This is a genomic window from Longivirga aurantiaca, from assembly GCF_042660085.1.
GTDB lineage: Bacteria > Actinomycetota > Actinomycetes > S36-B12 > CAIYMF01 > Longivirga > Longivirga aurantiaca.
This window is the reverse complement of sequence record NZ_JBHSTI010000012.1, coordinates 1-12066: the sequence shown is the minus strand read 5'-3', so window position 1 is coordinate 12066 and position 12066 is coordinate 1. Positions and strand designations below refer to the sequence as shown.

Annotated in this window: 10 protein-coding genes; 3 read left to right on the top strand and 7 right to left on the bottom strand. The window is 72.1% G+C overall.

Annotated elements, in window-relative coordinates:
* Positions 1–310: 310 nt before the first annotated feature.
* On the top strand, positions 311–3448 hold the full coding sequence (locus ACFQGU_RS15610) for an MDR family MFS transporter/patatin-like phospholipase family protein (RefSeq protein ID WP_386768484.1): 3138 nt from the start codon (positions 311–313) through the stop codon (positions 3446–3448).
* Between the two features lie 23 nt (positions 3449–3471).
* Here ACFQGU_RS15610 and ACFQGU_RS15605 read toward each other — a convergent pair whose 3' ends face one another.
* A complete protein-coding gene (locus ACFQGU_RS15605; RefSeq protein WP_386768486.1) occupies positions 3472–4284 on the bottom strand; it encodes an MBL fold metallo-hydrolase in 813 nt (270 codons plus the stop codon).
* A gap of 103 nt (positions 4285–4387) precedes the next feature.
* On the opposite strand from ACFQGU_RS15605, the gene ACFQGU_RS15600 reads away from it, so the two are divergent.
* Together ACFQGU_RS15600 and ACFQGU_RS15595 are read left to right on the top strand one after the other, a co-directional pair.
* Entirely contained in the window at positions 4388–4882 is a 495-nt protein-coding gene (locus ACFQGU_RS15600) for a hypothetical protein (protein WP_386768482.1), read from the top strand.
* 113 nt (positions 4883–4995) lie between these two features.
* Positions 4996–5580 carry a DUF4760 domain-containing protein gene (locus ACFQGU_RS15595; RefSeq protein WP_386768480.1) on the top strand — a complete coding sequence of 195 codons (585 nt, stop codon included), beginning with the start codon at positions 4996–4998 and terminating at the stop codon, positions 5578–5580.
* 57 nt (positions 5581–5637) lie between these two features.
* Here ACFQGU_RS15595 and ACFQGU_RS15590 read toward each other — a convergent pair whose 3' ends face one another.
* The 6 genes from ACFQGU_RS15590 to recR form a co-directional block, all read right to left on the bottom strand.
* The gene (locus ACFQGU_RS15590) at positions 5638–6681 is read right to left on the bottom strand and encodes an aspartate-semialdehyde dehydrogenase (protein WP_386768478.1); all 1044 of its coding nucleotides are present in this window, start codon (positions 6679–6681) and stop codon (positions 5638–5640) included.
* A gap of 104 nt (positions 6682–6785) precedes the next feature.
* On the bottom strand, positions 6786–8057 hold the full coding sequence (locus tag ACFQGU_RS15585; RefSeq protein WP_386768476.1) for an aspartate kinase: 1272 nt from the start codon (positions 8055–8057) through the stop codon (positions 6786–6788).
* A 205-nt stretch (positions 8058–8262) separates the two neighbouring features.
* Entirely contained in the window at positions 8263–9066 is an 804-nt protein-coding gene (locus ACFQGU_RS15580; protein WP_386768474.1) for a hypothetical protein, read from the bottom strand.
* On the bottom strand, positions 9056–10606 hold the full coding sequence (locus ACFQGU_RS15575; RefSeq protein ID WP_386768472.1) for an Ig-like domain-containing protein: 1551 nt from the start codon (positions 10604–10606) through the stop codon (positions 9056–9058). Before ACFQGU_RS15575 ends, ACFQGU_RS15580 begins: the two co-directional genes overlap by 11 nt.
* 152 nt (positions 10607–10758) lie before the next feature.
* Positions 10759–11346: a DUF5063 domain-containing protein gene (locus ACFQGU_RS15570; RefSeq protein WP_386768470.1), complete on the bottom strand. Its 588-nt coding sequence runs from the start codon at positions 11344–11346 to the stop codon at positions 10759–10761.
* A gap of 12 nt (positions 11347–11358) precedes the next feature.
* Positions 11359–11958 (bottom strand): recombination mediator RecR, encoded by a 600-nt coding sequence (gene recR, locus ACFQGU_RS15565; RefSeq protein WP_386768468.1) that lies wholly within the window; start codon positions 11956–11958, stop codon positions 11359–11361.
* Positions 11959–12066 lie beyond the last annotated feature (108 nt).

Here is a 12066-nt window from a genome sequence, read left to right as displayed (position 1 = left end):
CCGCGCCAGCCCCTCTCGGCCGAAGGCCGCGCCCGCTGCCCAGCGGCGCCGGCGCCCGCCGCGGTCCCGCGGGACGGCTCCTGTCACCCCGAGACCGAGTACGACCGCAGGGACCGCGGCCGAAGGCCGCCGTACGACCGATGACTGCGCCGCACGCCGACACGCCGCGGACGCCGCACCTGACGACTTCGTCGTCGTCCGTCACCGGAGGCCCGACACAGACCCCGATTCACCGAAACGCGGCGTAGCGGACGGGTGACGGTGACATGCTCCCCGCCGGGGAACCGGGGAGAGGGCGATACACGTGCACGTGACCGCTGCTGGCGCTGCTGCGCTGCCCGAGACGAGGGTGCGCCCACGCGTCTCCTCGCGCACGGTGCTGCTCGTCGCCTCGTTCGGGGCGTTCCTCGCGTTCCTCGACGCGACCATCGTCAACGTCGCGTTTCCCAACATCCGGGAGTCGTTCCCCGACTCCACGATCTCGACGCTGTCGTGGATCCTCAACGCCTACAGCATCGTGTTCGCGGCGTTCCTCGTCGTGTCGGGTCGGCTGGCCGACCTGCTCGGCCGCAAGCGCGCGTTCATCAACGGCGTCACGATCTTCACCTTCGCCTCGGTGCTGTGCGCGGTGGCACCGAGCGTCGAGGTGCTCGTCGCGTTCCGCGTCCTGCAGGCCCTCGGCGCCGCGGTGCTCGTCCCTGCGTCCCTGGCCCTCGTGGTCGAGGCCTTCCCCGCGGAGAAGCGGGCGCACGCGATCGGCCTCTGGGGCGCGTCCGCGGCCCTCGCCTCGGGTCTCGGGCCGCCGATCGGCGGTGCCCTCGTCGAGCTCGGCAACTGGCGCCTCGCCTTCCTCGTCAACCTGCCGTTCGGGATCGCGGCGGTCATCGCTGCGAAGCGGGCCCTGGTCGAGAGCCGGGCGCCGGGGCGCCGACGCGTCCCCGACCTGCTGGGCGCCACGATCTCGGCGCTCATGCTCGGCGTCCTCACCCTCGGCATCGTCAAGGGCGAGGACTGGGGGTGGACCAGCCCAGCGGTGATCGGCTGCTTCCTCGGCTCGGTCCTGCTCGGCGCGGCCTTCGTCGTGAGCTCGAAGCGGCACCGCTCGCCCCTGCTCGACCCGGCGCTGCTGCGCATCCGCCCCTTCGTGGTGGGCAACCTCGCCACGATCGTCGCGGGCGTCGGCTTCTACGCCTACCTGCTCACGAACATCCTGTGGCTGCAGTACGTCTGGGGCTACAGCATCGTCGTGTCCGGCCTCGCCGTCGTCCCCGGTGCGCTCGTCGCGGCGATCCTCGCCTCGCGACTCGGGCCGATCGCGCAGACCCGCGGCTACCGGCTGGTGATCATCCCCGGCGCGATCGTCTGGGCGCTCGCCTACGTCTGGTACGTCGCGCGGGTGGAGGTCACACCGGACTTCTGGGGCGCGTGGCTGCCGGGCCAGATCCTCTCGGGAATCGGCGTCGGCGCCACCCTGCCCGTCCTCGGAAGTGCAGCGCTCGCGGCGGTTCCCGGCGGTCGGTTCGCAACGGCGTCCGCGGTGAACTCGAGCGCGCGCCAGATCGGGGCGGTGCTCGGCATCGCGATCCTCGTGGTCATCGTGGGAACGCCGTCGCCCACCTCGACTGTCGACAGCCTGCGCCACGGCTGGGTGTTCTCCGCCATCTGCTTCGTCGCCACAGCCCTCATCGCGCTCTTCATCGGGAAGGTCGCGCCTCACACCCAGGACGACGCCGACGACGACTCCGTGCGTCCGCCCGCCATCTCGGTGCCCGACCCCCCCGCACCCTCGGCTGCCCCGGCGAGCGCGCTGTCGGCCGCACCGCTCCTCTCCCGGCTTCCCGACGACGTCCGGGGCCGCCTCGAGGCCGGGGCCGAGAAGCTCGACCTCGCCGCGGGCACGCTGCTGTTCACCGCAGGAGACCCCGCCGACGACGTGTACGTCGTCACCGCGGGCCTTCTCGACGTCGAGCAGGACGGCAACGTCGTCCGCCAGGTCGGCGCCGGGGCTGTCATCGGCGAGCTGGCGCTGCTGACCGGCGGCACGCGGTCGGCGTCCATCCGCGCGCGCCGCGACAGCCACCTGCTGCGCGTCTCTCAGTCGACCTTCGACGAGGTCGTCGGCAGCGACCCGCGCGCGCTGCGTGCCCTCACCGGGGTGCTCGCCTCGCAGCTTCAGGACGCCGCCCCGGCACCTGCCGGCCGGCCGCCCCAGCCGCGGCTCATCGCCGTCGCGGCGCTGCACCGCGGCGCACCGGCCTCCGCAGTGGCGGACGCGATCGACGGCCACCTGTCGGCCACGTCGCTGCGCGTCGCCCGGCCCGGCCAGGTCGAGCCGGCCGCGCTCGAGCGGGCCGAGCGGGAGAACGACCGTGTCCTGATCGTGGCGGAGGACCCGGACGCCGCCTGGTGGGCGATGGCCGTGCGCCAGGCCGACCTGCTCGTGCTCGTGGCCGCGCACGACGCCCCCGTGCCGGTCGAGGCACCGCTCGGACGCACCGACGTCGACCTCGTGCTCGTCGGTGCCCCTGTGCCCGGCGAGCGAATCCGCGCCTGGCAGGAAGTGCTTGCGCCGTACCGGATCACGCAGACCAAGGCGCCGTTCTCGGTGGGCACGCGCGCGCTCGCCGGGCGCATCGCCGGACGGTCGGTCGGCATCGTCATGGCCGGCGGCGGTGCACGCGCGTTCGCGCACCTCGGCATCCTGCTCGAGCTCGAGGACGCCGGCATCCACGTCGACCGCGTCGTCGGCGCGAGCCAGGGGTCGATCATGGCCGCGGTGCATGCGCGCGGCATCGACGCCCGCACGGCGATCGAGATGTGCCACGAGGAGTTCGTGCGCAACAACCCGTTCGACGACTACACGCTCCCCACCGCGGCGCTCGTGAAGGGCCGCAAGACCGAGAAGGCGCTGCGCCGCCGTCTCACGGGCATCGGCATCGAGGAGCTGCCGATCCTGTTCCGCTGCGTGAGCACCGACCTGCAATCGCGCACGCCGTACGTGCACCGCACGGGAGACCTCACCTCAGCGGTGATGGCGTCGCTCAGCATCCCGGGCATGTTCCCGCCCCGGCCGGACGGACAGCGCCTGCTCGCCGACGGCGGTGTGCTCGACAACCTGCCCGTGCACGTCCTGACCGAGCGCGACGAGGGCCCGATCATCGCAGTCAACATCGGCATGGGCGGCGACGCGCGGCCGCACGTGGCGGGCACGGTGCCGGCGGAACCCAAGCGCATCCGCGTGCCGGCGATCGGCGAGACGCTCATGCGCTCGCTGTTCATCGGCAGCGGCGGCGCCGTCGCGCACGCCCGGGCGGCCGGTGCGATCGTGGTGACGCCGTCGTCGATGGGCGTCGGCCTGCTCGAGTTCCACCAGCTCGACCGGATGGTGGAGTCCGGCCGCCAGGCGGGCCGGGCCCTCCTCGACGAGGCCGGCGACCTGCTCGCCTGACAGCGGCCGACCCCCGGCGCGGACTAGGCGGGACGGCCGACGACGACGACGTCGCCCTGACGGGCGAACGACACCCAGGGCTCGTCGGCGTGGTTGACCACGAGCGCGTCGAGCGCGTCGTCGGTGCGAGCTGGTCCGTGGTGGAACGCCACCAACCGACGCGCACCGCACTCGCGGGCGAGGGCAATGGCGTCATCGACCGTCGAGTGCCCGTAGGCGTCGGACAGCGCCCGCTCCTTCTCCACGAACTGCGCGTCGTGCAGCAGCACGTCGACGTCGTGAATCAGGTCCTTCACCTCGTTACTGACGCCGGTGGAGGTGATGTGGTCGGGCAGGTAGGCGATCGAGCCCGTGTCGTCGCTCACGCGGTAGCCGAACGTGCGACCGCCCTTGTGCTTCACCTCGGTCGCGCGCACCCGGAAGCCGGCGACCTGGTGGTAGCCGGCCTCGAGCGCCGTGAAGGTCCACTTCCCCTGCAGGCCCTCGGGCGTGATCGGGAAGTTCGGCGGCGCCATCGCGGCGGCCAGCAGATCGCGGCCTGTCCGCGCGTTCTGTGCGGGCACGTAGAAGTCGACCTCGGCGTCCGGCCGGTCGCCCGCGACGAAGAACGGCAGGCCCTGCACGTGGTCCCAGTGCAGGTGGCTCACCAGGATCGATCCGCGGTACGGCGCCCCCGCGAGCACCTTGGTGAGGTCGCGCAGCCCCGTGCCGGCATCGAGCACGAGGGCGGGGACGTCGCTGCCGTCATGGAACACGGCCACGCACGAGGTGTGACCGCCGTAGCGGGTGAAGTCCTCGCCCGGCGCGGGGGTGGACCCTCGGACTCCCAGCAGCATCAGTCGCACCGGCGCAGACTACCCACGAGCCCACCGGTGTGCGGCCGATCATCGGGATGTTCCCCGGACGAGTGGTCGCCGCACGCTCGGTAGGGTCGACGCCGTGACGCGTTGGACGGGCCGCTGCGCGAGCCGGGGGCTCGCCCTCCTCAGCCTCGGCATCGTGCTCGTGATCGGCGGGGTCGGCGGGGCGCTCCTCCTCGCGACCCGCGGAACGGGCGCACCCGCCTGGATCGGCTGGCTCCTCGTGGTCGTCGCGGTCGTCGTCGGCGTCGCCGGTTACCTGCTCAGCTCTCTCGTCATGCGCGTCGAGGACGACCGCGTCGTCGTCGCCTACGGCCCCTTCGGCTGGCCGCGACGCACTCTTGCGCTCGCCGACATCCGCGAGGTCAGCGCCGGGCAGATCGATCCGATGGAGTGGGGCGGCTGGGGCTACCGCTGGATCCCGTGGGCGCGCGCGTCGGCAGCGGTGATCCGGCGCGGGCCCGGCATCGTGCTCGGGCTCGAGGGCGGCCGCCGGTTCGCCGTGACCGTCGACGAATCGCGCGCCGGTGCGGTGGCCATCGGTGAGGCCCTCGAGGCGGCTCGCCGCCGGTAGGCCGAGCAACTCCCGGCTTTCCCGGCGCAGCGCCGAGCCGAGGCGGCAGCATCGACGGCGCAGCCAGCAGCACCTCCGCGGGAGGTCCTGGCACCAGTCCCGAGGTGGTCGCCATGAACGTGATCAACACCGACGGCGCGTCCCTGCTCGGCCCGGGCTCGGAGTGGTTCTGGACGGCCCTCACGGGCCTCGTCACCGCCGTGACCTTCATCGCCATCTGGAAGCAGCTGAGGCTGCAGGCGAGCACCGTGGCGAGGGAGCAGCTGCTGGAGATCGTCCGCGAATGGGGCAGCGAGCAGATGCTGCGCATGAGGAGGACGGCGTACGAACAGATCCGCGACGGCCGGATCCCGCGGGAATCCGTGGCGTGGGAGACGTGCAACTACTGGGAGTACGTCGGCACGCTCGCCCAGGGCGGACACATGAACCTGCGCGTCATGAAGATGACGCTGGGCGCGCACGTGTGCGGGTGGTGGGCCGCCATGGCACCCGAGGTGCTGGCGTGCCGTGAGGAGTACGGATCACCCGACCTCTGGGACCACTTCGAGTGGCTGGCGAAGGCCCTCGGCGACGTCGACAGCGGCACCGTGGCGGATGCCGTCAGGCCCATGACGACCGACCGGATCGAGCAGGGGATCGCCCAGCTGACTGGGCACATCCGGCTGGCGGAGCAGCTCCGCACGCCGCCGGGCGGCTGAGCCGCCGGCCGAGGCGGGGGCTGAGGCTCCGAAGCGCGTTCCTCGTGCCGAGCAGCGTCAGCCGCGGGCGACCAGGAGCTCGGCGATCTGCACGGCGTTGAGCGCCGCGCCCTTGCGGAGGTTGTCGTTGCTGAGGAACAGCACGAGGCCCTTGCCGTCGGCGACCGACTGGTCCTGGCGCACGCGGCCTACGAACGACGGGTCCTTGCCCGCAGCCTCGAGCGGGGTGGGCACGTCGGTGACGACGACGCCCGGTGCCGCACCGAGCAGCTCCAACGCGCGCTCGACCGACAGTGCGCTGTCGAACTCGGCGTTGATCGAGAGCGAGTGGCCGGTGAAGACCGGCACGCGCACGCAGGTGCCGCTGACGAGCAGCTCGGGGATGCCGAGGATCTTGCGGCTCTCGTTGCGCAGCTTCTGCTCCTCGTCCGTCTCGAACGAGCCGTCGTCGACGATCGAGCCCGCCAGCGGGATCACGTCGAACGCGATGGGGCGCACGTACTTCTTCGGCTCGGGCAGGATCACCGAGCTGCCGTCGTGCACCAGCCCGGCGGTGTCCTGCTCGACCGCGGCGCGGATCTGGGTGTCGAGCTCCTCGACGCCGGCGAGGCCCGAGCCCGAGACCGCCTGGTACGACGACACCACGAGGCGGCGCAGGCCGGCCTCGTCGTGCAGCGGGCGCAGCACCGGCATCGCGGCCATGGTGGTGCAGTTCGGGTTGGCGATGATGCCCTTGCGCGCATCGGCCACGGCGTCAGGGTTGACCTCGCTGACCACCAGCGGCACGTCGGGATCCATGCGCCAGGCCGAGCTGTTGTCGATCACGATCGCGCCGGCCTCGGCGTACTTCGGGGCGAGGGCCTTGGAGGTCGAGCCGCCCGCGGAGAACAGGGCGATGTCGATGCCGGTGAGGTCGGCGGTGGCGGCGTCCTCGACCACGATGTCGCGGCCCTTCCACGGCAGCGTCGTGCCGGCCGAGCGCGCCGAGGCGAGGAAGCGGATCTCGCCGAGGGGGAAGTCGCGCTCCTCGAGCAGACGGCGCATGACCGCGCCGACCTGGCCGGTGGCGCCGACGACGGCGACGGTGGGGTTGCTGCGCATCAGGTTCTCCTCGTGCGGACTGGCGTCCACGCTACGTCGTACGGGTCGATGGGGTCCGCCCGGTTTCCTGCCGGAGACCGCCCGGATCCTGCGTCGTGGTGCCGCTAGCGGCCGGTGCCGCCGTAGACGACGGCCTCGCCGCTGCCGTCGAGGCCGAACGCCGTGTGCACGGCGCGCACGGCCTCGCCCGCGGAGTCGGCGCGCGTCACGACCGAGATGCGGATCTCCGACGTCGAGATCATCTCGACGTTGATGCCCGACTCGGCGAGGGCGTTGAAGAAGGTCGCGGAGACGCCGGGGTGCGAGCGCATGCCGGCGCCCACGAGCGAGATCTTCGCGATGCCGTCGTCGTACGTGAGGTCGTCGAAGCCGATGTCCGACTTCACCTTCTCCAGCACCGACAGCGCCCTCTGGCCGTCGGCCATCGGGCAGGTGAACGTGACGTCCGTGCGTCGGCTCGAGCCGGACACGTTCTGCACGATCATGTCGATGTTGACGCCCGCCTCGGCGACGGCGCTGAAGATCTCGGCCGCCTTGCCGGGAAGGTCGGGTACGCCGACGACGGTGACCTTGGCGTCGCCGAGGTCGTGCGCGACTCCGGCGATGATCGGCTGCTCCACTGCTTCCCCTTCGGGTGCGGACGTGTCGGAGACCACCAACGTGCCCGTCTTGTTCGAGAACGACGAGCGGACGTGGATGGGGAGGTCGAAGCGGCGCGCGTACTCCACGCACCGCAGGTGCAGCACCTTCGCACCGTTGGCCGCGAGCTCGAGCATCTCCTCGTAGGTGATGCGCGGCACCTGGCGGGCGGCGGGGGCGATGCGCGGGTCGGCGGTGAAGATGCCGTCGACGTCGGTGTAGATCTCGCAGACGTCGGCGTTCAGCGCGGCCGCGAGCGCCACGGCCGTGGTGTCCGAGCCTCCGCGGCCGAGCGTGGTGATGTCCTTGGTGTCCTGCGCGACGCCCTGGAACCCGGCCACGATCGCGATCGCGCCGTCGGCGATCGCCGACTGGATGCGGCCGGGCGTGACGTCGATGATCCGCGCCTTGCCGTGCGTCGAGTCGGTGATGAGGCCAGCCTGCGACCCGGTGTAGGACCGCGCCTCGAAGCCGAGGTCGTTGATCGCCATGGCCAGCACGGCCATGGAGATGCGCTCACCCGCGGTGAGGAGCATGTCGAGCTCGCGTGGCGCGGGGTTGGGGCTGACCTGCTCGGCGAGGTCGATCAGCTCGTCGGTCGTGTCGCCCATCGCGGACACGATGACCACGACGTCGTCGCCGGCCCTCTTGGTCTCGACGATGCGCCGTGCGACGCGCTTGACGCTCTCCGCGTCGGCGACCGAGGAGCCGCCGTACTTCTGGACCACGAGTCCCACGGTGGGGGTCCGCCTCACGTGCTGGTGCCGACAGGGTCAGGAATCGCGCTCATCGTACCGGCGGGATAAATCGCACAGCCCTCGCGTCCGAATGGTGGGATCTCCGTTTCGGATCCCGGTACGGCGGACGAACGGCCCTCGCAGACGCGGTCTCCGGGGGTCCCGGGCGAAGGATTCACGGTCGCGCACAGGTCCGCTGGGACGGTCAGAGCGCGGGGAGCGAGGCCAGCACCTGCGACCACGGGCGCGCGGGCGTGGACTTCCCCTCGACGGCGACGAGCCGCACCACCGCGCCGGTCCGCACGACGAGCTCGCGCCAGGTGGTGCCGAACGCCCCGTCGGTCTGCACGCTCGCGAACGCCCCAGGGGGCGCAGGCGCGACGGTCACGACCATCGATCCGCCCTCGCCGGGCGTGCAGCGCTTCAGGGCGCCGGTGTAGACCGAGACGAACCGCTGCGCCGTGGCCTCGTCACCGAAGTCGAGCGCGAGCGCGATGCCGTGCGCGCCGGTCGCGCGGTAGGCGTAGTCGACCTCGAGCGCGTGCTCGGCGACGGGAGGCGCGACGCCGTACACCGAGGCGTCCGCGCAGCCGATGGGCAGGATCGCCTGCGCGAGATCCTTCGGGTCGCGGGCGATCACGGGCGTGCCGTTGCCGGTGTAGCCGTCCTCCGCGCTGCCGGGGTCGACGCGCGCCACCCAGCCGGACCCCAGAACCTGCGGGTCGGGGAGCGCGCTGCCCGACAGCGGGCCGCTGCTGGTCGCGGGCGTCGCGGTGCGGTCGAAGCCGGACGGCGACGCGGTCGGCGTCCCGGAGGTCGCCGAGGCCGACGGGCTCGCGTCGCTCGCGCTCGGAGACGGCGACGGGGACGGCGTGGCCGACGATACCGAGGGCGTCGGCTCGGGAGCCTGCTGCTCCGGGGAGCCCCCGCACCCGCCCACGGCGAGCACGACGCCGGCGGTCAGGACCGAGACGGCGCCGCGTCGCAGGAGGCGTGCGTCAGCCGCCATTGCTGCTGAAGTGCTGGTAGTCCGGCGGCGACCAGCGACCGCCCCACACCCACCCGAACGCCTTGAAGGTCTGGGCCACGACGGAGTACGTCGAGATGACGCCGTGGTCGTCGAGGTTGTACTTGCGGAAGCGGTGGTAGGGGTACTCAGCAGCCGCCGGGTACACGCGCGACCAGGTGACGTAGGGGTTCTCGAAGGTGTTGATGTCGAGGGCGTTGCCGTACGAGTGCTGGCTGATGCGGTAGCGGTTGCCCGTGACCGGACGGCAGTTGAAGGCCGAGGTGTTGCCCGCGTTCATCGCCGCGATGTCCGAGCCGCTCGGGCTGCGCGTGCCGCCGGCGTAGAAGTAGTCGACCGGTCGGATGGTCTTGAAGCGGAACTTCACGTCGAACGACTTCTTGAACACCGCGCGGATGGTGTCGACGGCCCAGTAGCGCACGATGATGTCGCCGCGCTTCACCGTGCCGTCGTACGCCCAGTAGTTCACCGAGATCCGGCGCAGCTGCGACGGACCGACGGGGCAGCCGTTGCGGTACGAGTACGGGACGGACGAGCGGGTGAGCGGACCCGAGACCACCGCGTCGGCCGAGGCCGTCACGGTGCTCTGCGTCTCCGCGACGGACGACGACCCGTCGGCCCAGACCGCACGCGCGCGCCAGGAGATCGTGCCCACGACGTCCGGCTTGATGAGGACGTACCACGACCCGTTCGACCTGGCCGTCGTGGTCGTGACGGTCTTCCACCCGGCACTGGTCCTGCGCTGCACGGTGACGGTGACGGGGCCGCCGTCCAGCGGGTCGACGGCGCCCTTGAAGCCCAGGTAGCGCTGGACGATGACGGTCGGCGTGGCCGACACCGTGATGGAGTGGCCGGGCGTGGAGGCGAGCGTGGTCACCGTGATGGGTCCGACCGCGGTCGCGCCCGTCGCCGACGTGATGCGGTAGTTGAAGGTCTCCGTGCCGCTCCACCCGTCGTCCGGCGTGTAGAGCACATCGCTGCCGTCGATGACGGCCGTGCCGCGCGCGGGGTTGGCGACGGAGGTGACGGTCAGGCTCTCGTCGTAGGAGTCGCTGTCGTTGCCGAGCACCGGGATCCGCACCTCGGCCCCGGGCGGAGTGGTCGCGGCGTCGGGCCCGGCGGTCGGGGGCACCGGGGTCGTCGTGGCCGTGACCGTCGCGACCGCGTCCCGGCCCGAGCCGTCGGTGAGCGTGTAGGTGAAGGTGTCGACGCCGTACCAGCTGTTGTCGGGGTCGTACGACACCGCGGGCCGCTCGACGCCGTCGACGGTCGTGGTCGTGACGGTGGCGCTGCCGTGCTCCGGGCCGCCGGTCTGGTTGCGACGGGGGACGACGAGGTCGGGCGTGCCGGTCCACGTGTCGTTGCCGAGGACGTCCACCACGACCACGGTGCGACCGGGGAGGGTGACGGAGTCGTCGACCGCTGAGGGCGGGACGGCGACGGCGCTTGCCGGCACGACGAGCAGCGCAGCCGACAGCGCGATCACTGCCGTGGCCGCTGCCGACCGGGCCAGTCCGCGCACAGGCTTCCCCGCTCCCGGGCCGCCCTCGTCACCGGCGGTGACGAGCGAGGACGGTCCCCTCCTGAGGATCGACTATGCCACGGCCCCGCTTGAGCGCCGGGAGGCTGTCCGATGCGCGAACCGCGCATACGGAGCGTGATCTCTCGGCGTCGTCAGAGCGCGGCGTCGGCGTCGACGTCGGCGTCGATCGGCACCTCGAGCCGCACGTGCGCGACGAGCGACTGCAGCGCGCGCAGTGCTGCCGAGGCCGCCGGGCCCCACGTCGACAGGTAGGAGAACTGCCACCACCACAGTGCCTCGAGCGGGCGGCCGGCCGCGTGGTGGGCCAGGCCGTGCAGCAGGTCGGAGGTGATCTGCGACAGGTCGTCGGACAGCCGCGCGGCCATCACCTCGGGGCCGGCGTACGGGTCGAAGACCTCGACGTAGTCGTCGACCGGGCCGAGGAGCTCGTGCAGCGTGTTGCGCAGGCGGTCGACGTCGGGCTCGGCACCGGCGTCGGGCTCGAACCGCTCGTCGGGGACGACGTCCTCGATCGCGCCGAGCGGGGCACCGGCCGCGAGGAGCGAGGACAGTTCGAGCAGCAGGATCGACACCGCTTCGTCCGGCACGCCCGCACCGGCGACCGCCTCGACGCTGCGCACGAACTGCGCGGCGGCGCCCGCCATGTGGTCGGAGAGGTCCGCGAGGTCGGCGGGTGCCGCATCCTCGTCGAGGTCGTGGTCGTGCACCTGGTCGCTCATGGGGACAGCGTGTCAGAACTCGACGCGTCGACGTCCCTCGAACGCGCGGCCGAGCGTCACCTCGTCGGCGTACTCGAGGTCGCCGCCCACGGGGAGGCCGCTCGCAAGGCGGGTGACGATGAGCCCGAGCGGCTTGGTCAGCCGCGCGAGGTAGGTCGCCGTCGCCTCGCCCTCGAGGTTGGGGTCGGTGGCGAGGATGAGCTCGGTGATGCTGCCGTCGGCCAGGCGCATCATGAGCTCGCGCACCCGGAGGTCGTCGGGCCCGATCCCCTCGATCGGGCTGATCGCGCCGCCGAGCACGTGGTAGCGACCGCGGAACTCCCGCGTTCGCTCGATCGCCACGACGTCCTTGGGCTCCTCGACGACGCACAGCACCGACGGGTCGCGACGAGGGTCCTTGCAGATGCGGCACTCGACGTCCTCGGCGACGTTGCCGCAGACCGCGCAGAACCGGACCTTGTCCTTCACCTCGATGAGCGCGTGCGCGAGCCGGCGGACGTCGGTGGGCTCGGCCTGCAGCACGTGGAACGCGATGCGCTGAGCGCTCTTCGGCCCGACGCCGGGAAGTCGGCCGAGCTCGTCGATCAGGTCCTGGACAACGCCCTCGTACACAGTGATCCCGTCCGGCTCAGCCGTTGTCGTACTCGGTCATGACCGTGCCGCCGAGCTCGCGCTGCACGAGCGCGAGTCCGGACAGGCCCGTGTCGTCGACGTCGTCGT